The sequence below is a fragment of the Mesobacterium pallidum genome (genome assembly GCF_019966535.1).
GTDB classification, from domain to species: Bacteria; Pseudomonadota; Alphaproteobacteria; order Rhodobacterales; family Rhodobacteraceae; genus Mesobacterium; species Mesobacterium pallidum.
The window spans coordinates 380,160-400,188 of sequence record NZ_JAIMID010000002.1; the positions used below are offsets into that span (position 1 = coordinate 380,160).

The 20,029-nt window shown below is 66.3% G+C and carries 17 protein-coding genes, 1 tRNA gene and 2 pseudogenes; 10 read left to right on the forward strand and 10 right to left on the reverse strand.

Features of this window, described 5'->3' with window-relative positions; genetic code table 11:
• Entirely contained in the window at positions 1 to 774 is a 774-nt protein-coding gene (locus MF270_RS04455) for an enoyl-CoA hydratase/isomerase family protein (RefSeq protein WP_238364647.1), read from the reverse strand.
• A 211-nt stretch (positions 775 to 985) separates the two neighbouring features.
• Between MF270_RS04455 and MF270_RS04460 the strand changes: the two genes are divergently transcribed.
• Positions 986 to 1,963, forward strand: coding sequence for a Bug family tripartite tricarboxylate transporter substrate binding protein (locus tag MF270_RS04460; RefSeq protein WP_238364648.1), 978 nt, complete (start codon positions 986 to 988; stop codon positions 1,961 to 1,963).
• 89 nt (positions 1,964 to 2,052) lie between these two features.
• Here MF270_RS04460 and MF270_RS04465 read toward each other — a convergent pair whose 3' ends face one another.
• Positions 2,053 to 2,673 carry a TetR/AcrR family transcriptional regulator gene (locus tag MF270_RS04465; RefSeq protein ID WP_238364649.1) on the reverse strand — a complete coding sequence of 207 codons (621 nt, stop codon included), beginning with the start codon at positions 2,671 to 2,673 and terminating at the stop codon, positions 2,053 to 2,055.
• A 55-nt stretch (positions 2,674 to 2,728) separates the two neighbouring features.
• On the reverse strand, positions 2,729 to 3,646 hold the full coding sequence (locus MF270_RS04470; RefSeq protein ID WP_238364650.1) for a LysR family transcriptional regulator: 918 nt from the start codon (positions 3,644 to 3,646) through the stop codon (positions 2,729 to 2,731).
• Positions 3,647 to 3,753: 107 nt separating this feature from the next.
• On the opposite strand from MF270_RS04470, the gene MF270_RS04475 reads away from it, so the two are divergent.
• Positions 3,754 to 4,824 (forward strand): LLM class flavin-dependent oxidoreductase, encoded by a 1,071-nt coding sequence (locus MF270_RS04475; protein ID WP_238364651.1) that lies wholly within the window; start codon positions 3,754 to 3,756, stop codon positions 4,822 to 4,824.
• A gap of 5 nt (positions 4,825 to 4,829) precedes the next feature.
• Positions 4,830 to 5,624 carry a flavin reductase family protein gene (locus MF270_RS04480; protein ID WP_238364652.1) on the forward strand — a complete coding sequence of 265 codons (795 nt, stop codon included), beginning with the start codon at positions 4,830 to 4,832 and terminating at the stop codon, positions 5,622 to 5,624.
• A 93-nt stretch (positions 5,625 to 5,717) separates the two neighbouring features.
• Here MF270_RS04480 and MF270_RS04485 read toward each other — a convergent pair whose 3' ends face one another.
• On the reverse strand, positions 5,718 to 6,242 hold the full coding sequence (locus MF270_RS04485; RefSeq protein ID WP_238364653.1) for a nuclear transport factor 2 family protein: 525 nt from the start codon (positions 6,240 to 6,242) through the stop codon (positions 5,718 to 5,720).
• A 177-nt stretch (positions 6,243 to 6,419) separates the two neighbouring features.
• On the opposite strand from MF270_RS04485, the gene MF270_RS04490 reads away from it, so the two are divergent.
• Entirely contained in the window at positions 6,420 to 8,303 is a 1,884-nt protein-coding gene (locus tag MF270_RS04490) for a monovalent cation:proton antiporter-2 (CPA2) family protein (protein WP_238364654.1), read from the forward strand.
• Between the two features lie 108 nt (positions 8,304 to 8,411).
• Here the strand turns inward: MF270_RS04490 and MF270_RS04495 are convergent, their stop codons facing one another.
• Complete coding sequence (locus MF270_RS04495) at positions 8,412 to 8,579, reverse strand: hypothetical protein (protein WP_238364655.1); 168 nt, start codon at positions 8,577 to 8,579, stop codon at positions 8,412 to 8,414.
• Between the two features lie 23 nt (positions 8,580 to 8,602).
• Positions 8,603 to 9,880 (reverse strand): calcium-binding protein, encoded by a 1,278-nt coding sequence (locus tag MF270_RS04500; RefSeq protein ID WP_238364656.1) that lies wholly within the window; start codon positions 9,878 to 9,880, stop codon positions 8,603 to 8,605.
• Between the two features lie 64 nt (positions 9,881 to 9,944).
• Here MF270_RS04500 and MF270_RS04505 point away from each other — a divergent pair, with 64 nt between their 5' ends.
• On the forward strand, positions 9,945 to 10,130 hold the full coding sequence (locus tag MF270_RS04505; RefSeq protein WP_238364657.1) for a hypothetical protein: 186 nt from the start codon (positions 9,945 to 9,947) through the stop codon (positions 10,128 to 10,130).
• A gap of 60 nt (positions 10,131 to 10,190) precedes the next feature.
• Positions 10,191 to 13,154 (forward strand): calcium-binding protein, encoded by a 2,964-nt coding sequence (locus MF270_RS04510; protein ID WP_238364658.1) that lies wholly within the window; start codon positions 10,191 to 10,193, stop codon positions 13,152 to 13,154.
• 182 nt (positions 13,155 to 13,336) lie between these two features.
• On the opposite strand, the pseudogene MF270_RS04515 reads toward MF270_RS04510, so the two are convergent.
• The 3 genes and pseudogenes from MF270_RS04515 to MF270_RS04525 all read right to left on the reverse strand — a co-directional run.
• Positions 13,337 to 13,735: pseudogene (locus tag MF270_RS04515) on the reverse strand (integrase core domain-containing protein); the annotation flags it as partial.
• Between the two features lie 92 nt (positions 13,736 to 13,827).
• Positions 13,828 to 14,130 (reverse strand): annotated as a pseudogene (locus MF270_RS04520) (IS66 family transposase); the annotation flags it as partial.
• A 73-nt stretch (positions 14,131 to 14,203) separates the two neighbouring features.
• A tRNA-Leu gene (locus tag MF270_RS04525) sits at positions 14,204 to 14,287 on the reverse strand.
• A gap of 141 nt (positions 14,288 to 14,428) precedes the next feature.
• On the opposite strand from MF270_RS04525, the gene MF270_RS04530 reads away from it, so the two are divergent.
• On the forward strand, positions 14,429 to 15,046 hold the full coding sequence (locus MF270_RS04530; RefSeq protein WP_238364659.1) for a Hint domain-containing protein: 618 nt from the start codon (positions 14,429 to 14,431) through the stop codon (positions 15,044 to 15,046).
• A 61-nt stretch (positions 15,047 to 15,107) separates the two neighbouring features.
• Here the strand turns inward: MF270_RS04530 and MF270_RS04535 are convergent, their stop codons facing one another.
• Complete coding sequence (locus tag MF270_RS04535; RefSeq protein WP_238364660.1) at positions 15,108 to 16,664, reverse strand: NAD(P)H-hydrate dehydratase; 1,557 nt, start codon at positions 16,662 to 16,664, stop codon at positions 15,108 to 15,110.
• A gap of 168 nt (positions 16,665 to 16,832) precedes the next feature.
• Between MF270_RS04535 and MF270_RS04540 the strand changes: the two genes are divergently transcribed.
• The 3 genes from MF270_RS04540 to MF270_RS04550 all read left to right on the forward strand — a co-directional run bounded on the left by MF270_RS04540 (position 16,833) and on the right by MF270_RS04550 (position 19,819).
• On the forward strand, positions 16,833 to 17,171 hold the full coding sequence (locus tag MF270_RS04540; protein ID WP_238364661.1) for a P-II family nitrogen regulator: 339 nt from the start codon (positions 16,833 to 16,835) through the stop codon (positions 17,169 to 17,171).
• Between the two features lie 67 nt (positions 17,172 to 17,238).
• Positions 17,239 to 18,645, forward strand: a complete 1,407-nt coding sequence (gene glnA / locus MF270_RS04545; RefSeq protein ID WP_238364662.1) for a type I glutamate--ammonia ligase — start codon at positions 17,239 to 17,241, stop codon at positions 18,643 to 18,645.
• Between the two features lie 145 nt (positions 18,646 to 18,790).
• Entirely contained in the window at positions 18,791 to 19,819 is a 1,029-nt protein-coding gene (locus MF270_RS04550; RefSeq protein ID WP_238364663.1) for a hypothetical protein, read from the forward strand.
• The last annotated feature ends 210 nt before the right edge of the window (positions 19,820 to 20,029 follow it).

Genomic DNA, 20,029 nt, shown 5'->3' on the forward strand with positions numbered 1-20,029 from the left:
TCAGCGCCCCTTGAAGACGGGCGGGCGCTTTTCGAGGAAAGCCATGCGGGCCTCCTTCGCGTCCTCGGTCTTGCTGAGCGCCATGGTGTAGTTCTGCTCCAGCCGGTAGGCGTCGCGCTGGGGCATGTTCTCGACCATGTTGGCGGCTTCCTTGGCGTATTTGATCGCCAGCGGCGCCTTCGACGCGATCTCCTGCGCGGTCGTCATGGCGGTGTCGAGCAGGTCCTCGGGCTTGGTGACCGCCTCGATGATCGAGCGGTCCAGCAGCTCCTGCGCGGTCATGCGCTTGCCGGTGAAGAACATCAGCCGCGTGGTGGAGCGGCCGAAGAGCGAATTCAGCATCGAGGCCCCGCCGGCCAGGCCGACGTTGATCTCGGGCATGCCGAAGACCGCGTTTTCCGAGGCATAGTAGATGTCGCAGGATGCCATCAGCCCCAGCCCCGCCCCCAGCGCGGTGCCATTCACGGCGGCGACCACGGGCTTGGCGCATTCGCGGATCGAATTGCCGGTCTCGCGCGTGATGCGGTTGTGTTCGAGGAAATCGCCCGGATTGGACGAGTCGGGCCGGTCCTTGAGATCGGCGCCTGCGCAGAACACCTTGCCCTCGGCGGTCAGCACGGCGGCGCGGATGTCGTCACGCTGGGAAATCTCGTCGAAGATCTCGACGATCTCGTGCCGCATCTTGCGGTTCAACGCGTTCACCGGCGGCCGCGCCAGCGTCACCAGCGCCACCATCCCGTGCATCTCGACCCGCACGTTTTCCTTGCCCATCATCGACGGCACCCTCCCTCGCATTGTCTCCTCGGCCCGGCGAAAGGCCCCTGACCGGTCGGTCAGTCACGACTCAGGCATAGACCAGCCTTGCCCGGTTCCGCAATCCTTTTCTGCGTGGAATTTCCTCTTGACTGACCGACCGGTCACCCCCTAGCTTTCCCGTGACTCGGACCAACCAACCGGTCGGTCAACCCAAGGGAGGAGACTTGCAATGACCCAATTCACCCGCCGCAGCCTCATGGCAGCAGCCGGCCTCGCAGCCGCAACCGTACTGACGCCGATGGGCGCGCTGGCACAATCCGGCCAGCCGATTCACCTGATCGTGCCCTATGGCGGCGGCGGCCTGATCGACGGCCTCGTGCGCGAGATCGGCGACATGATGTCCCAAGAACTGGACCAGCCGGTCGTGGTCGAGAACAAGCCCGGATCGAACGGAATCATCGGCGCGACGCTGGCCGCCGCGGCCAAGCCGGACGGGCTGACCTATTTCATCGGCGCCACCGGCCCGCTGTCGCTGAACGTGCTGCTGCGCGACGGTCTGACCTACGACCTCGACAGCTTCGAGCCGGTCGGCACGATGATGAGCGGCCCGCTGACGGTGACCGTGCCCGCCTCGATGGGCGTCAACGACCTGGACGAGCTCAAGGCCTATGCCGACGAACTGGGCCAGCCGCTGCGCTACGCGACGCTTGGACCGGGCTCGGTGACGCACCTGTTCGGCAAGGTCCTGCAGGACAAGCTGGACGTTGAAATGGTCGACGTGGCCTATGCCGACAACCCCTCGGCCGTGGTCGACCTGATCGGCGGGCTGAACGACCTGAACTTCTCGACCCCGATCTCGCTGGTCAAGCACGAGGAAGCCGGCGACCTGAAGATGCTCGCCATCTCTTCGCCCGAGCGGCACGAGAAATTCCCGAACCTGCCGACCACGACCGAGTTGGGCTACCCCGAGCTGGTTTCGTCCTTCTGGTTCGGCGTGCTGGCCCCCAAGGGCACGCCCGAGGCCGAGATCGCCCGCGTCTCGACCGCCCTGCAAAACGCGATGCAGAACGCGGACCTGCAAGCAAAGATGAACAACGTCGGCATGACCCCCGAGGTCGGCGGCCAGGAGGCCATGCAGGCCCAGCTGGACTGGGACAAGGACTTCTGGGGCACGGTCATCACCGAGAACGGCATCACGCTCGAGTGATCCGCGCTCCCCGTCGGATTGCGAAAGCCCCGGTCGTCTGGCCGGGGCTTTTTCGTTGTGCCTTGCTCAGCGCCCCGGGACGGGGGCACCTACCTGGCGACCACCCCGCCCAGCAGGATGTCGGCATATTGGTCCACGATCTGCTCGGGCGTCAGCGCCTGACCCGGGTCGTGCCAGCGGTGCATCCAGTTGATGCCCGACAGCACCAGCCGCCCGGTCATGGCCGGGTCCACGTCGTTGAATTCTCCGCTGGCGATCCCGTCCTTGATGATGTCACGCAGCATCCGCTCGAACTCGCGCCGGCGGGCCAGGCGACGCTCCATCCGGTGGCGGTCGGGATCGGACCAGAAGGCATTGCTGGCCGCCACCCAGGCAGACCGGTGCTCGGCAAAGAACCGGGCCGCGGCGACCATGAAGGCGCGCAGCTTGTCCGCCGAACTGCCATCCGCGGGGATGCGGCTGCGCACGAAATCGTTCAGGTTCTTGGTCGCGGAAAAGGCGATGCGGGCGTAGATGTCTTCCTTGCTGACAAAGTGGTGATAGAGCAGCGCCTTGGACACTCCGGCCGCCTGGGCAATGTCGCGCATCGACGTCGCGTCGTAGCCCTTTTCGGCGAACAGCGCCGTGCCGATGTCGAGGATCGACTGCATCCGCTCGCTCAGGACGCTTTCCTCATCCGCCACGTCGCCGTCTGTGGTCTGATCTTCCATGCACCCTGCCCGTTTGCCGCATCTGCACATTGTTCGCATAGGACTGACCGTGCGGTCAAGCGGCCCCACGCCGGCAGACATCGCCCCAGTGCGCCACGACGAAATCGATGTAGATCCGCAACTTGGCGGGCACGTAGGGCGCCTGCACATAAGTGACGAAGATGCCCTCGTCGAAGGTGGCATTCGTGACCCGCGTGCTCGGCAGCAACTCGACCAGCCGGCCCGAGGCGATGTCGGCCGCCACGGTGTATTCGTCGAGCAGGGCGATGCCCCGCCCCGCCCGCGCCATCTCGAGCAGCACGAGGCCGTTGTTCGACACGAACCGCGCCGGAACCATGTATTCCTCGACCCCCTCGCCCACCTGGAAGCGCCAGTAGACCGGCTCGTGGCTGAGCCAGTAGACAAGGCAGGCGTGGCCCAGGATGTCGGCCGGCGCCTGAAGCGGCGGCGCCAACGCAAGGTAGTCGGGCGCGGCCACCAGGATGCGGCGGCTCTGGAACAGGCGGCGGCGGACCAGGCCGCTTTCCTCGGGCGGGGCGATGCGGAAATCCAGGTCGAACCCGTCCTCGCGCAGCCGCACGGGCTGTTCGGAAAGGTTCAGGTCGACCACGAGATCCGGGTGCAGCTCCTGGAACACCGGTTGCAGCCGCGCCAGCACCGAGACGCCGAACATGGTGCGCGAATGCACGCGCAAGAGCCCCCGCGCGATGTCCTGCTGCGCGCTGGCCGCCGTCTCGGCCGCCTTGACGCTGGCCAGGATCTCGCGCGCATCGCGCAGGTAGGTCTCGCCGCTCTCGGTGAGGCCCAGCGCGCGGGTGGACCGGTGCAGCAACGTGACGCCCAGGCTCTCTTCCAGCTCGTTGACGTGGCGCGACACGCTGGCCGGGGACAGACCGTAAAGCCGCCCCGCCGCGGAAAAGCTGCCCGTCTCGGCCGTCGCCACGAACAGCGCCATGGCGCGAAACTTGTCCATGTCCCACCTTTTCACGAAATGAAAAACTCAAATGCAAATAGACCCCGTTATCCCGCAGGGCGCAATAATCTATTCTGACAGGGAACATGAAACAGGGAGGAAGCGTCATGGACTTCGGAGCCTTCATTCTCGCGCAGCAGCGCGGCTATCACCAGACCTCGCACGAGGTCATCGCGAACTCGGTCGAACAGACCGTCCACGCCGAGCAATGCGGTTTCAGCAACGCCTGGTATGCCGAGCACCATTTCAACAACTACTCGCTGTCGCCCTCGCCGCTGATGATGGTGGCGCATACGGCCGGCCTGACCAAGACGATCCGCCTTGGCTCGGCCGTCTGCATCCTGCCGCTGTACCACGCGCCCCGCTTCCTGGGCGAAGTCGGCCTGGTCGACTCGCTGTCGGGTGGCCGGCTGGAGCTGGGCATCGGCTCGGGCTACCAGGATTTCGAATTCCAGCGCTTCGGCACCAACCTGGAAGACAGCGGCAAGATCTTCGAAGAATATCTCGACGTGCTGCCGAAAGCGTTCAAGAACAAGATCTTCGAACACCATTCCGAGCATCTGGACATCCCGCCCTCGTCGATCGCGACGCGGCCGATGCAGGACCCGATGCCGCCGCTGTGGATCACCACCGGCAACCCGCGCCTGCGCGAACGCGCCTTCCGCGAGGGGCACAACCTGTTCGTCACGGCCCTGCTGGGTGGCCTTGACGCGATCAAGCGCACACGCGGCCAGGTCGACGAGGCCATCGAGAACTCGGGCACCGACGGGTCGAAGTCGCGCCTTGGCTTCCTGCGCGTCGCCTATGCCTCGGACGACCAGGCCGAGATCGACCATTACCTCGAGAATGCGCTGTTCCAGCGCCGCCTGTCGTTCAGCCTCAAGGCCCGGACGCAGCAGACCGACGACGGCTACCTGATGAAAGAGGTGCCGACCGACACCGACCCGACCATCGAAGAGCTGCGTGCCAACCTGCCCGTGGGCTCGGTCAACCAGGTGATCGACAGGATGCTGGCCGAGATCGAGATCCTCAAGCCCGACCACATCGCGCTGCAGACCCAGCTGGGCGACTTCTCGCAAAGCCGGATGCTGCGGCAGATGGAAGTCTGGGGCGACAAGATCATCCCGGCGATCCAGAAAGAGGTCGGCGCCGGCACCAAGCTGGTCGCGGCGGAGTAACGGGGATGCGCATCGTTCTCACCCCCGGTGCCCTGCCCCGGCTCGAGGGCGCGGCGGATTTCAAGCGCTTCTCGGTGGCGGTGGACCCGATCCTGATGGACGACCTCGCCACCGCGACGGCGGCCATCGGCGACATGGCGGACGAGGCCCACGTCTGGGTCCGCCCCGACGCCCTGCGGGCGCTGTCGCCGCTGGCAGGCGACGCGGGCTGGCGCACGGGGCTCGAAACCATGATCGGGTTGGCGGCCAAGCACGGCTGGACCAACGCGCGCGGCGAAATCCGCGCCCATGTCGAACCGCTGGCCGCCCATCCGCCGGTCGAGGTCGGGGCCTTTCGCGACGCCATGCGCCGCTTTGCCTCGGGCGTCTGCATCGTGGCCGCCGGCCAGGGCGCGGCGCGTTGCGGCATGACCGTCTCGGCCTTTACCTCGGTCTCGGCCGAGCCGCCGATGATCCTCGTCTGCCTGAACCGCAGCGCCGCATCGCATGACTGCGTGACCGGTGCGGGCACCTTCAGCGTCAATATCCTGAGCGCCAGCCAGGAAGAGCAGGCGATGCTGTTCGCCGGCCAGCGTGGCCGGCACGGGGCCGATCGCTTCGATGCCGACTGGCTGGATCTTTCCGGCGCGCCTGTGCTGCGCACGGCGCATCACGCGCTGGTCTGCACCGCCGAGGCGCAGCATGCCTCGGGCAGCCACACGGTGCTGATCGGCCGCGTCATCGCGGCCCGGTCGGGCGAAGATGACGGCGCGCTGCTGAACTACAACGGCGCGCTGCGGCAAGGCACCTGGGCGGCCTGATCTCCCCGCCCGGCGCGCCGGGCTCGGGCCACCCAGCAGACACGTTCAGACCACCATGCGGGCGGTCCGGGTTCCCCGGGCCGCCCGTTGCGCTCAACCCTCCCGGCGACCGATGGCATAGACCGGGTCATGCGGGAACACCCCGCCGATGGGCACGCGGACACCGAACCGCTCGGCCTCGGATCCCTCGGGCACCTCCTGCGGATCGACCCAGTCATAGACCACGGTGCGCTCGGCGATCCGCCACTCGTCGCCGCGCCGTTCGAAGAGGTCGCAGTAGCGCCCGGACAGCATCACCTGCCGCTCGACCCCGTCGGGGCCCGCGCCGCGCTGGAGCGCGTGGAAATAGCTCTCCACGGCAGCTTCGGCCTCGCCCCGGAATTCGATCAGCACGTTGGTGATGTGGTGGATGTTCCGCGCCCCCCGCGCCCAGGCCCCTCGCACGCGTTCGTAGAACTCCTCGACCGGGCCCGAGGTCGCGCCGTGGCAATCGTAGGCACCCGGCCAGTAGGCCGACATCAGCGCCGCCTCGTCCGCGCGGTCGATCCCGCGCGCGTAGCGATAGAGGCAATCCCGAATCGCCTCGCGCGCCAAGATGCTGTCGCTTGTCACCTGCATGGCCCTGCCCCTTTGCCCGTTTCCGATCACGGCGCAGGCTACACGTCGCGGGCGCCGTGACAACCGAGATCGCCGCGCGCCCTTTTGCCTGTCCGCGCGGGTCTTTCCTGATAGGCTCATGTCCGCAGCACCCGACACGCCCCCTGCCGGGCGACTTCAGGCCCGGAAAGGACCGACATGACCGCCGACTTCATGTTCATCACCTTCACGATCTTCCTTGCCGGGATGATCGCCGTCCCGCTGGCGTCTCGCTTCGGCCTCGGGTCGGTCCTTGGCTACCTCATCGCGGGGATCGTGATCGGGCCGGTCCTGCACTGGGCCGGTGTCGATGTCGTTGCCCTGCAGCACTTCACCGAGTTCGGGGTGGTCATGATGCTGTTCGTCATCGGGCTCGAGATGCAGCCCCAGGTGCTCTGGGCCATGCGGGCGCGGATCTTTGTCATGGGCGGGCTTCAGGTCGGACTGACCGCGCTTGCGGTCATGGCGGTGGCGATGCTGCTGGGCCAGTCCTGGACCATCGCCCTGGCCATCGGGCTGGTCTTTGCCCTGTCGTCCACCGCCATCGTCACGCAGACGCTGAACGAAAAGGGCCTGATGCGCAGCGACGGCGGGCAGGCCAGCTTTTCCGTCCTGCTGTTCCAGGACATCGCCGTGATCCCGATGCTGGCACTGATCCCCCTGCTGGCCCTGCCCGAGCTGTCCGAGGCGCTGCACCACGGCGACGACCACGGCGGCGGGCATGGCGAAGCGGCGCTGAACCTGAACCTGGTCGAAGGCCTGCCCGGCTGGCAGGTCGCGCTGGCCACGCTGGCCGCCATCGGCCTTGTCATCGTCGCCGGGCGCTACCTGACCGGCCCGATCTTTCGCTACGTCGCCAAGGCGCGGCTGCGCGAGCTCTTCGTCAGCACCGCGCTGATGATGGTGCTCGCCATCGCGCTCCTGATGACCATGGTGGGCCTGTCGCCCGCGCTTGGCACCTTCCTGGCCGGGGTTGTCATGGCCAACAGCGAATACCGGCACGAGCTGGAAAGCGACATCGACCCGTTCAAGGGCATCTTCCTTGGCGTCTTCTTCATCACCGTGGGGGCCAGCATCGACTTTGCCCTTCTGGGCGAAAACCTCTTGCTGGTGGTCGGCCTCACGCTGGGGCTGATCGTGTTGAAATGCGGCGTCATGCTGGTGCTGGGCCGGGTGTTCCGGCTGGCCGGCGGCGACAAGTGGCTGTTCGGGCTGGGCCTTGCGCAAGCGGGGGAATTCGGCTTCGTGCTGGTGTCCTTCACCGTGGCCAATGCGGTGATCCCGGGGCCGGTCGCAGACCTGCTGCTGCTGATCGTCGCCCTGTCGATGCTGCTGACGCCGGCGCTCTTCATCCTCTACGACCGGGTCATCGCCCCGCGCTATTCGCGCCAGCAGGACCGCGCGGCGGACGAAATCGCGCCAGGCGGCAAGATCATCATCGCCGGGCATGGCCGGTTCGGCGGCATCGTCAACCGGGCGCTGCAAGCCGCCGACTACCCGACCACCGTCATCGACTACAGCAACGAGCAGCTGGCGATGCTGCGCCGTTTCGGCATCAGCGCCTATTTCGGAGATGCCACGCGCCCCGACCTGCTGCATGCCGCCGGCATCGACGAGGCGCGCATCCTCGTCATCGCCATCGACAACAAGGACGCCGCGACCGAGCTTGCGCGCTACATGCACGAGCATCACCCGCATGTGCACGTGGTGGCCCGTGCCATCGACCGCTGGCATGTCTACGAGCTGTGGGAAGCCGGGTGCCGCGACATCATCCGCGAGACCTACGACAGCTCGATCCGCGCGGCCCGGTCGGTCTTCGAGGCCATGGGCCATGCGCGCCCCGAGGCCGAGCGGCTGCTTGGCGTCTTCGAGGACTGGGACCGCCGCACCATGATCGAGACCGCGCAGGCCTACCTGCAAAGCGAGGATCCGCACAGCGCGGACAGCGACTATTCCCGGCTTGTGCGCGACCACCTCGAGTCGTGGGAGGCCGAGATGAAAGCCGAGATGAAGGCGGCCCGCGAGGCGTCGCAAGCGCAGTAACGGCATTTGGCCAGTTCGTCGGCCATGGCGCGTTCCTGCCAGCCGATCACGGCATTGGGGCCGATGCCGCGGGGGCTTGTTCCGCAGAGGCCCACACCTCGGGATGGCTTACCCCGTATCACCGGGGTCTGCGACGATGCAGGCCAGCGGGAAAAGCCCGAAGAGGCCATGACCCAGTTGCGGCAGGTCGCGGTGCCGCGGGGTCAGGGCGCGAAGATCGCGGGCGCGGTTCCGCAGATCGGCCTGAAACAGCCGGCCAACCGCCGCAGGGGACATGATCGTGGCGGCATGGACCCTGATCAGCTCAATCGGGTGAAGGCGTTTGAGCAGGAGAATCCCCGGCTTCGGCGCGCGGTCTCGGACCGGACGCGGGGCCAGCTCGTGTCGCTCTTGCCACCAGACAGAACATCAGCGCCGTCGCCACCCTGCAGATCATCCGCCCCCTGCCCGCCCAACAGCGTGTCATCGCCCTGCGCACCGGTCAGCGTGTCCGCACCGGCCCGGCCATCCAGCTTGCCGTAGGCGTTCAGGCCGGCCGTCGGACTGTCGTCGAGCACCAGCCGGTTTGCCGACGGAGAGCCGAAGATGTCGGCGCGCCCGCCGCTCCAGGTGACGTTCTCGATGCTGGCCAGCGTGAGCATGTCGTCCACGGGAAACCGGAACGTCGGGCGGATGTAGGCATATCCCTGCCGCAGGTTCACATGGCCATAGGAGCCGGGATCGCCATCCTCACCGGTCTCGACGAAATGCAACGTGGCGGACCCGGCGTTGCCATAGACGGTATCCCCGCTCTCTACGCCACCATAGGGTCCGATCACTACGAATAGATCGTCGCCGTCGCCGCCCCGCAAAAGATCCTGGGCAAGGGCCGCTCCCGGCCCAACAAGATCCTCGGCATGCAACGTGTCGTTGCCGGCGCCACCGTCCAGCGTGTCAGCCCCGGCGCCACCGACCAGCAGGTCGGCCCCGGCGTCGCCTTCCAGAAGGTCGGCCCCGGCGTCGCCTTCCAGAAGGTCGCGGTCATCCGCACCGCACAGGGTGTCGGCACCGTTGCCGCCCCGGAGATTGCCGTCGAATGTCGGCACGCTCAGCAGGTCGTCCGCGTCGGTTCCATCCAGCACGTGGATCGCGTCGCGTTGGATCACCGGCAGGTCATGCGCCGCCCCCACCGGCCGGTCGCCCTGCATAGGCTGCACGGACAGCGCGCCATTTCCGACCGCCTCATCCCCGGCGAAGGTTAACGCGACGGTGCGCGTCACTCCTGCTGCGAGATCCCCGATCCGGACCAGGCCCGCCTCGATCGTGCCAACGCACTTGGCGATCAGGCCGATCAGCCCACCGCCATCGACCGATAGCGCGAAATCCGTCGCGGCACTGGCATCGCGGTTCAGCAGGTCGAAGAACAGCGTCACCGTCGCGCCGATGTGCAGGCTTTCCTGAAACGGGACGGCAGTAAGCACGATATCGGGCGGCGGCGCCACCTCGAGGCGCATCCCGGTGTCCATCCGCGTCGGGAAGATGCCTTCGTCGATGAGATCCGCAAGGACTGTACAGGTGCCGGCCGTCATGTCGGGCATCCGCGAAACCGTCGTCATAAGCGATACGGAGTGAGACAGCATCCGGGCGGAACACGCCGCCCGCATGCAGAAAACCAAGCTCGGCCGTCAGTCCGAATCCCACGCGGTCGAGCCAAAGCTCTCCACCCATCCCGAACGCGCCCGCCTCGGCATCGAAACTGACCCGCAGGTTCACGCCCGGGCATTACGGACCGTAAATCCGAACCACCAAATGCCGGGACCGGATGCGCCGGAGGTCGGCAAAACTTGAAAAACCGTCACTTTGTGTCGTTAATGAACCTTGAACTGATTCAATTTCTTGGGATAACGCATGGCATTTTTTCTTTCTTCGGCTGCGCTATCAGTGGTCAATTCCTTTATCGATGGCGGCAAGTTAAGCAGTATCGGCGGCTCAGGCGGTTTTGCCTTTGCAACCGGTGCATTGGGGGCGGTCGGTACGGTCGTCGGCTGGATCACGCAGATCGCCGAGGCGGCAGATCCCGGACCCGATCCGGTCGACCTGCTCCAGGAGCTTGAAACCACGATCCTCAACGGCTTTGACGACATGCAAAGCGCCATCGACGATCTGGGCGCGCAATTGTCGGCCGAGATCGCGGATGCCGTGGGCGGCGCACGGCTTCAGTCCCTGGCCGGCGCCCTGTCGCGATCGCTCAGCGCGCGGGACCTGCTTTACAGCTACGATGCCAGCCCGGACGACGTGACCCGGTCAGAGATCATATCGGACGCGTCCCGCGGCTTGCGGGACACGCTGGCCCAGGCGACAGCCATCGCGACCAGCACCGACAGCTACGAGCCCACGCTCGCGCAGGTGTCGGCGGCGGTCTCTTCCGTCGCCGTGGCGCTGGCCGTCCGGGGCGAGGTCGCCTTGCTTCTCGAGCGCAACGAGATCGGGTCAGAGAAGATCCAGCGCCAGTTCTCGGATTCGGCCGCATTCTTCGAGAATGCGACAGGCTTCTACCGTGGGGCCATGACCGGGACTTATACCTGGATCCCGAATCCCGACATATTCGACCCGGAATCCGGGCAATTCGTGGTGAACCCGGGCGGCACGCTGACCGTGACGCTGAACACCGGCGATCTCGATCTCGACGACTATTACAACCAGCTCATCGTGGAAGAAGGCGACACGGGCTACAGCCAGCCCTACAAGCTGGAACTCAATTTCCAGGGGCGCTTTGCGAATTGGGATGATCTTGGCATCACCCAGGAGGTCCGCGACGCGCTGAACCTGAGTCCCTTAGGTGTCTGGGTCGATCGTCGGGACATCAACAACGATTCCGGCCAGGACCAATGGTCCCAGGTGGCAAGAGCCTTCGAGTACATGCTCGAGAACGTCGTGCTCCGGGACATCGCGCTTGGCGACAACGGTGAGAACCTGCTGGACCTGGCAACGCTCTACCGCAGCCTCAGCGACGGGGTCGAAAAGGTCCTGAGACCGCAGGTCGGCGCGTCGGACGACGGCACGTTGGTCGGGTCCGAAGGGAACGACCTTCTCGTCGGCGTGGGCGGCGACGACAGTCTCTCGGGCCTCGGCGATGCCGACGTGATCCGGGCCGGCGGCGGCCGCGATACCCTTGAGGGCGGCGAAGGCGAAGACCGCCTCTACGGAGAGGACGGCGATGACCTGCTGCTCGGTGACGGTGGCGACGACTGGCTCGAAGGTGGCGAGGGCAACGACACGCTGAACGGCGGCGACGGGCGCGACGTCGCCCGGTTCTTCGGGGATCGCAGCAGCTATGTCCTGGGCTTCGAAGTCGATGGATCCTCGGTCGAGATCCACGTCGGTCGCGATGGGGAGGCCGACGTCCTGCAAGACGTTGAACGCCTGTACTTCGACGACGCAACGGTAAACATTTACCAGGCCTCTGCACTCAGCGGATCGATCGACGGCGATTTCGTGAAGGCCGGCGTCGTTGATGGACAGGAAGGTCAAACCGCCCGGATCAGTCACGATTTCATCGTCGGTCACGACGGCAGTGACACGATCTCCGGCGGCGGGGGATCGGACACGCTGTTGGGCGGGGAATCTTTCGACCTTCTGGATGGCGGAGAGGGTGACGATTACCTCGACGGCCAAGGCGGCAACAGCAGCCTTCTGGGGGGCGCCGGCAACGACACGCTGGTCGCATCCAACGACGGCATCCACTGGATGACCGGCGGCACGGGAGACGACCTGCTGGATTTCCGCGCCACGCCGTCATTTGGTCTTGCCGATCTGTCCGGCCTCAAGCAGGCGTATCGCTTCGAAGCCACGGATACAGGCGTTCTTGTGATTGGCCCCGACGGACACGACTTGATCCTCGGGTCCGCCCGGCTCAGCTTTGTCGATGGTGATACCGAAACCGTGGACGGGACTTTCGTCCTCGAAGCCGGGACATCCGGCGACGACGACCTGGGGACGGGGGTGCCGACCTCTACAATTGCAGAGATTCTCGCAGGATTTTCCGGCGATGACACGATCCGCGCGGGCGGAGGCGACGACATCCTGCTCGGTGGCTCCGGGAACGACCGCCTGCGTGGTGAGAATGGCGACGACAGCCTCGAAGGTGATGCGGGCGACGACAGGCTGACAGGCGGTGACGGGAACGACACAGTAGATGGCGGGGACGGACGGGACCTCGCCTGGCTTGGTACGGGGGACGACCTGTTCCTCGACACTGCGCAGGCAGACTTCGGCGACGACACCGTGAATGGCGGCCGCGGCAACGATCAGATCGGTGCGGTCCAGGGCGGTCAGGCCGGCGGCAACGACGACTTCCGCGGCCATTACGGCAGCGATACGCTGGCAGGCGGCGACGGGGACGACCGCCTGGATGGCGGTGCGCAATACGACAAGATCTACAGTGGCACCGGAGACGATACGGCCATCGGCGGCAAGGGCCGTGACCTGGTGTACCTGGGTGAGGGTAATGACGTGGCGCACGACACCGTTCAGCTGGGACTGCACGGGGCGGACAGGGTGTACGGCGGCCATGGGGCCGACACGCTGCACAGTGCGGGCGGTGACGATACATTGACCGGTGGATCGGGCGCCGACCGGTTCGAGTTCGCCGCCACGGTCGAGGCCGTCACCGTCACCGACTTCAGCGACGCTGCGGACGTCCTTGCAATCGACACTGCGCTGTGGGGCGGTGCCCTGGGACAGGCGCGGCTGGAGGCGCTGTCCGATGTGTCATCGGGTACCTTGGTGTTGGATTTCGGGAATGGACAATCGATTACGCTTGACGGGTGGTCTGACAATGCCGGTCTTTTGGACAACATCCTCTTGATCTGATCCAAGGTCCGCCCCGGCCGCAAGAGTGGGAACGGAAGCTCAAGTCCGATGAGGCGGGCTTTGCGCCCCGACAGGCCCCAGGTGCAGTCTCGACTGCCCTCTTTGCCGCCTGCCGTATGCGCCTCGCGTCGTGGTGTCAGACGCATTCCAGCCCGTCTCGACAAGGGAGGAGTTTCTGTCCCTCATCGAGTGGTCCGGATCAAGCGCTCATGCATGGTCGGCCTTCGATCTACCAGAATGAAGACCTCGGGCGCCGGCACCCGATATCCGGGGGCACCATGCGGCCGGTCCAAGTCGTGGTGTTTGCGCGATCTTTCGATGAGGTTGTGCGCCTCCCTCAAGGTGCAGGAAACTTCGCCATTCCGCAGCTGGTCCCTGAACCTGCCGTTGAAGCTTTCGCAATAGCCGTTCTCCCAAGGTGACCCCGGCTCGACGCACGCAGCACTCGCCCCTACCAGCGCGATCCAGTCGCGCACCTTCTGCGCGATCAACGCCGCGCAGTTGTCGCACCCGATAAACCGCAGCGGTCCGCGCTGGATGAACAGGTCCGTCAGGGCGTTCAGGACATCGGTGGAGTTCAGTGCAAGCGGTGTCTCGGCCTCACGCGGGATCAGCTTGACGGCTGGAAGTTCGACGACCGGAGATCGTCAACCCGGCTGGCAGGATGTTCGGCCCACTGGCGATGGATGTAGGTCAGCTTCTCGCCGCGGCGCGACTTGGCCGAGGCAGGTAGACGCTGTGCCTGCAGCCAGTCCCCGAACTCGACCACGAGGGGCACGCTGCGAGCCTGACTGGCGGAAAGGCGATGGCCCTGTCCCATGCTTTGGATCTCGGCCTCGATGCGGTATGGCTCGGCGATCCAGCGAAGGCCCTCGGCGTCGATCTCGGATCTGTCGCGGTCGAAGACCTGCTTTGGCCTGCGCCTTGCGTGTGCCCGGCAGCGCGCATCCGTGATCGGCGCGCCGCCCTTGCGGGAGGAACCCAGGGGTGGCCGACAAACTCTCCACCCGATCTTATGTGCAATATTTCAATGCCTTAACAGAAATACTTGGTGCGGGTGAAGGGACTCGAACCCCCACGCCAAAGGCGCCAGAACCTAAATCTGGTGCGTCTACCAATTCCGCCACACCCGCACTTCGGAGCGTGGATTACCAAAGCCGCCGCCCGCTGGCGAGAGGAAATATCCGCGACCTGTGGCCGAAAAACCAAGGACATTAACCGCATCTTGTCGTATTCAATGAAAAAACGAGGCAGTACAGAACAGGATGACGCCCATGAAGCCGAACACGGCCGGGCGCGAGACGGGACTCCCCACCGGGGCAGAGCCTGATCGCGAGCGGATTCTCCAGACCGACCGCCCCGGCCATGCCGGATATTCGCAACCCGAACCGGAGCTTGGGCGCCTGCCCGTGCCGCGCCCGGACCCAGGGCAGACGGTCGGCACCGGCCCCTGCATCAACGCGCTGCTCTCGGGCAGCTGCGTCTATGCGCAGGACGGCGAACTGCCGGTCGACTACCTTGTGCCCGGGGATCGCCTGATCACCCGCGACGCCGGCATGGTCACCCTGCGCGACATCCGCATGCACCTGCTGCAGACCGAGTGCATTCGCATGCGGGCCGGGGCGCTGGGGCAACGCAAGTCGGGCCAGATCCTGCGGCTGCTGGCCAGCCAGCAGGTGCTGGTGCGGGACCGCCGCGCCCGGCTGGGCTTTGGCCGCGCCACGGCCATGGTTGCCGCCCGCGACCTCGTCGACAACCAGACCATCCTGCCCGAGGGGCGGCGGCTGGTGCGGGTCTACGAGCTCGATTTCGGCGAGCCGCACGTGATCTATGCCGACGGGCTGGAAGTGGCGAGCTACATCTCGGAAGAGGCGGCGCGCAACGTCGCCTGAGCGATGGGGTGGGCCTGTGCCCACCCGCCTCGCCTGACCAGTGGACGGCCTGCGCCCGCCGTCAGGCCATGAGCGAGCGGAAGACGGACGGCAGCGCCTCGGGGATGTCCTCGGCGATGAGGCCGGGACCGAAGGCGCGGGCCGCCTCCACGTGCAGCCAGGCGCCGGCCGCCGCAGCGGCGAAGGTCGGATTGCCCCGCGCCAGCAACCCGGCGATGAGCCCGGCCAGCACGTCCCCCGCCCCGGCCGTCGCCAGCCAGGGCGCCGCGCGGCCGTAGACGGCGGCGTTGACGGCCACGGCGCCATCGGGCGCGGCGATCACCGTGTCCGGCCCCTTGAGCAGGACGGTGCAGCCCGCCCGCTCGGCTGCTGCGCGCGCGGCGTCGACGCGGGAGAACGCGGGGCCCGACACGGGAGGGTCGGAAAGCCCCGCGGCGAGGTCGGGAAAGAGGCGCCGGAACTCTCCGTCATGGGGCGTCAGCACCGCGTCCCGCCCGACCGTGAGGTCGAACAGCGCCTGCGGCTGCCGGTTGAACCGCGACAGCGCGTCGGCATCCAGCACCACGGCGCGGCCCGATTGCAGGGCGACGCGCGCCAGCTCGGCCGTGGCGGGGCCCAGACCCAGGCCGGGGCCAAGGCAGATGGCGGTGATCCGCCCGTCCTCGAGCAGTTCCGACAGGCCCGGCGGGCCGTCGAGCCCGAGCAGCATGATCGCGTCGAGCCGCGCGGCATGTTCGCCCACGGCCCTGAGCGGCGCGGCCAGCGTCACCAGCCCGGCGCCGACCCGCAGCGCTGCCCGCGCCGCCAGCCGTGCGGCGCCGCCGCGCCCGGGCGGGCCCGAGAGCACCAGCGCATGGCCGTGATCGTACTTGTGACCGGCCTGCTTGAGCGCAAAGCCCATGTCGGCCGCCTGCACCTCGTGCAAGACCTCCGGGCCAGCCGCGCGGCACCAGGCGCCAAGGCCGATGTCGACCACCTGCACCGCGCCGCAATGGTGCGGGCCCTCCGCCAGCACATGGCCGCGTTTCATCGCATGGAAACTCACCGTCAGGTCCGCGCGAAAGGCCGGACCACGGCCCTGCGCGTCGGTCAGCACCCGGCCGCTGTCGGAACACAGCCCCGAGGGCAGGTCGACCGCCACCCGCATCCAATCGTGGTAGTCCACCTGGTCGAAGGTCATCAGCACGCCCGCGATCTCGGCCCCGAGGCCGCGGCCGAGCCCGGTGCCGAACAGAGCATCGACCAGCACGCCCTGCCCGTCCCCGAGGCGCGGCTTGTTGGTGAAGGGCAGCGGCACCACCTGCCCGTTCCAGCGGTCATGGTTCGCCCTGGCATCGGCGGGCAGGCGCGCGGGATCGCCCAGCAGCGCGACCTCGACGTCCCAGCCCCCGCCCGCCAGAAGGCGCGCAATGACAAAGCCGTCGCCGCCGTTGTTGCCCGGCCCGCACAGCACGATGGCGCGCCGCGCGGCCGCCGTCCAACCGGTCGTGGCGGCGAGAATCGCGTCCACCACGCCCTGCCCCGCGCGCTCCATCAGCGTCGCGCCCGAGACGGATCCCGACTCGATGGCGGCGGTTTCCACCGCGCGCATCTCGCTGGCGCCCAGCAATTCAGCCATCCTCATCTCCGCTTGATTCAATTCCGCTCATTCATTAGGCAAATCGCACAAAATAGCGGCAAGCCAGCCTGCCCCCTCTTGGGGCGTGGTCCCGGGGAATGCTAACCAATTGTGCAGCCCTTGGGGAAGTGGTCTGTCGCCAGACGACAGAGTGGAAGGAGGACCTCCATGAAAAAGATCGAAGCGATCATCAAGCCCTTCAAACTGGATGAGGTGAAGGAGGCGATCCAGGAGGTCGGTGTCCAGGGCCTGTCTGTGATCGAAGTGAAGGGCTTCGGTCGCCAGAAAGGCCACACCGAGCTGTATCGCGGCGCAGAATACGTCGTCGATTTCCTGCCCAAGGTGAAACTCGAGGTCGTCCTGGACGACGACCAGGTCGATGCCGCCATCGCGGCGATCATCGACGCGGCCAAGACCGACAAGATCGGCGACGGCAAGATCTTCGTGTCGACCGTCGAACAGGCGATCCGCATCCGCACCGGCGAATCCGGCTCGGACGCGCTCTGATCCGCTGCCCGGCGACACGTATATCCACCAGAATTCAGACCCCTGAAAAAATCGGAAAGGGACCAATATGAGCAACGAAAGCGTTCTGAAGCTGATGAAGGACGAGGACGTCGCATACGTCGACATCCGCTTCACGGACCCGCGCGGCAAGCTCCAGCACGTCACCGTCATGGCCGACCTGGTCGACGAGGACTTCCTGGAAGAGGGCTTCATGTTCGACGGCTCGTCGATCGCCGGCTGGAAGTCGATCGAAGCCTCCGACATGAAGCTGATGCCCGACGCAGGCAGCGTTTACATCGACCCGTTCTACGCGGAAAAGACGCTGGCGATTCATTGCTCGGTCGTCGAGCCCGACACGGGCGAACCCTATGACCGCGACCCGCGCGGCACCGCGCAGAAGGCCGAAGCCTACCTGAAATCCTCGGGCATCGGTGACATCTCGTACTTCGGTCCCGAAGCCGAATTCTTCCTGTTCGACGACGTCAAGTACTCGGTCACGCCGCACAAGGTGTCCTACGAGGTCGACGCCGACCACGCCGCCTGGAACACCGACACCGACTTCGAGATGGGCAACCTGGGCCACCGTCCGACCTACAAGGGCGGCTATTTCCCGGTCAACCCGATGGACGACGGCCAGGACATCCGGTCGGAAATGCTGACCACGATGAAGAACATCGGCATGAAGGTCGACAAGCACCACCACGAAGTGGCGACCTCGCAGCACGAGCTGGGCCTGGTGTTCGGTTCGCTGACCGAGCAGGCCGACCACCTGCAGAAGTACAAGTACGTCATCCACAACGTGGCACAGGCCTATGGCCGTTCGGCCACCTTCATGCCGAAGCCGATCAAGGGCGACAACGGCTCGGGCATGCACGTGAACATGTCGATCTGGAAGGACGGCAAGCCGCTGTTCGCCGGCGACAAGTACGCCGACCTCAGCCAGGAAGCGCTGTACTTCATCGGCGGCATTCTCAAGCACGCCAAGTCGCTGAACGCCTTCACCAACCCGTCGACCAACAGCTACAAGCGCCTGGTCCCCGGCTACGAAGCGCCCGTTCTGCGCGCCTACTCGGCCTCGAACCGGTCGGGCTGCGTCCGGATCCCGTGGACCGACTCGCCGAAAGCCAAGCGCGTCGAAGCCCGCTTCCCCGATCCGGCCGCGAATCCGTACCTGTGCTTTGCCGCCCTGCTGATGGCCGGTCTCGACGGGATCAAGAACAAGATCGATCCGGGCGAAGCCATGGACAAGAACCTGTACGACCTGCCCCCCGAGGAGCTGGCCGGCATCCCGACCGTCTGCGGGTCGCTGCGCGAAGCGCTGGACGAGCTGGCGGCCGACATGGACTACCTGCTGGCCGGTGACGTGTTCACCAAGTCGCAGATCGAAGGCTACATCGACCTGAAGAAGGAAGAGCTCGAGAACTACGAGATGACTCCGCACCCGGTCGAGTTCGCCATGTACTACAGCTGCTGATCGCGGCCACCCGGACGAAGACCAAGGAGGCGGCCCCCGGGGCCGCCTCTTTTCGTGGACCATTCCCCTTTCCCTGCCCCCGCGCTGCAGGTAGTCAGGAAAGGCAAAGCGGCCGCGGACCGCATCCGTCAGAAGAGCGATTTCGATGACCAAGAAGACGCTGTACCTGCATATCGGGTACCACAAGACCGGCTCCACCTCGGTGCAGACCTGGATGGACCAGAATCGCCAGCAGCTTGCCCACGCCGGACTGTATTACCCGGAAACGCAGCGCGACGAGACGCGGAATTACCACGGCAAGCACCTGCATCTCTATTCGCAGATCAGTGCCGCCCACAAGGAAGGCGGCGACCTGCGCGCCGCCCTGCGCAGCATCTTCGCCCCCTATGTCGAAGAGATCGAGGCCGCGGGCTGCCCCGCCGCGATCCTGAGCGAGGAAAGCTTCAGCGGCATGGGCCCCAAGGTGATCGAGGCGATGGACGTGCTGAACGATCATTTCGACGTGCGCGTGGTGGCTGTGCTGCGGCGGCAGGACGAGTTCCTGCAGTCCTTCTACCACCAGTCGATCAAGACCGGCCCGCAGCGCGACTTTGCGCATTTCATCCTGGGCGGGCACTGGAACCGCATCCATTACGATGCGGCGCTGGACCGCTGGGCCGCGGTCTTTGGTCGCGAGGGCATGCTGGTGCGCTCCTACGACAAGGACAAGCGCAGCGGCGGGCTGATGCAGGGCTTTCTCGACATGGTGCTGGGCACGCCGGGCCTCGTGACCGCGGAAGAGCGGCAGTGGAACGCCTCGACCCCGTCGATCTGCTACGAGATCGTGCGCCAGTGCTACCGCGACGGCTATTCCTTCGACGACGCCTTTGCGCTGCGCAAGCTGATCGACACGACGGTGCGGTCCAGCCCCAAGCTGCGCAATGCCGAGGTGTTCAAGCGCCAGTACCTGACCCCCAACATCCGCGCCAACGTGCGCGAGATGTTCGCCGAGTCCAACGCCCGCACCTGCGAGACCTGGTTCGGCGGAGAGGACGTGTTCGGCGACCTGAGCGCCTGCACCGACAAGACCGCCCCGCTGCGCAAGGAACCGGCCTGTTTCAAGCCGCGCGAGGTCAGCGGCACCCTGGGGCGGATCATGCTGCGCCACGCGGCCAAGCAGGCCGCCAAGAGCTGAGCCGCCCTGGCACCGACCATCAAGATGTTGCGAGGGCGGCCCGAAATCTCCGCCCTATCTTGTTCCCGCCCGGGGCCAGGCGCGGTGAGGTCAGCGCGTCGCGCCCCATGGGCGCCCGAAGCCCTGCCCCATTGGTGCCCGAAAATGATGATGAAAATTCCCCACAATGTTCGCGCGGTCGGCGAACCCCTGCCCCAATCCGGCCACGAA

Coding starts and splice junctions, on each gene's coding strand:
- MF270_RS04455 (WP_238364647.1), bottom strand. CDS start 774: ATGATGGGCAAGGAAAACGTGCGGGTCGAGATGCACGGGATGGTGGCG.
- MF270_RS04460 (WP_238364648.1), top strand. CDS start 986: ATGACCCAATTCACCCGCCGCAGCCTCATGGCAGCAGCCGGCCTCGCA.
- MF270_RS04465 (WP_238364649.1), bottom strand. CDS start 2,673: ATGGAAGATCAGACCACAGACGGCGACGTGGCGGATGAGGAAAGCGTC.
- MF270_RS04470 (WP_238364650.1), bottom strand. CDS start 3,646: ATGGACAAGTTTCGCGCCATGGCGCTGTTCGTGGCGACGGCCGAGACG.
- MF270_RS04475 (WP_238364651.1), top strand. CDS start 3,754: ATGGACTTCGGAGCCTTCATTCTCGCGCAGCAGCGCGGCTATCACCAG.
- MF270_RS04480 (WP_238364652.1), top strand. CDS start 4,830: ATGCGCATCGTTCTCACCCCCGGTGCCCTGCCCCGGCTCGAGGGCGCG.
- MF270_RS04485 (WP_238364653.1), bottom strand. CDS start 6,242: ATGCAGGTGACAAGCGACAGCATCTTGGCGCGCGAGGCGATTCGGGAT.
- MF270_RS04490 (WP_238364654.1), top strand. CDS start 6,420: ATGACCGCCGACTTCATGTTCATCACCTTCACGATCTTCCTTGCCGGG.
- MF270_RS04495 (WP_238364655.1), bottom strand. CDS start 8,579: ATGTCCCCTGCGGCGGTTGGCCGGCTGTTTCAGGCCGATCTGCGGAAC.
- MF270_RS04500 (WP_238364656.1), bottom strand. CDS start 9,880: ATGCCCGACATGACGGCCGGCACCTGTACAGTCCTTGCGGATCTCATC.
- MF270_RS04505 (WP_238364657.1), top strand. CDS start 9,945: ATGCAGAAAACCAAGCTCGGCCGTCAGTCCGAATCCCACGCGGTCGAG.
- MF270_RS04510 (WP_238364658.1), top strand. CDS start 10,191: ATGGCATTTTTTCTTTCTTCGGCTGCGCTATCAGTGGTCAATTCCTTT.
- MF270_RS04530 (WP_238364659.1), top strand. CDS start 14,429: ATGAAGCCGAACACGGCCGGGCGCGAGACGGGACTCCCCACCGGGGCA.
- MF270_RS04535 (WP_238364660.1), bottom strand. CDS start 16,664: ATGGCTGAATTGCTGGGCGCCAGCGAGATGCGCGCGGTGGAAACCGCC.
- MF270_RS04540 (WP_238364661.1), top strand. CDS start 16,833: ATGAAAAAGATCGAAGCGATCATCAAGCCCTTCAAACTGGATGAGGTG.
- glnA (WP_238364662.1), top strand. CDS start 17,239: ATGAGCAACGAAAGCGTTCTGAAGCTGATGAAGGACGAGGACGTCGCA.
- MF270_RS04550 (WP_238364663.1), top strand. CDS start 18,791: ATGACCAAGAAGACGCTGTACCTGCATATCGGGTACCACAAGACCGGC.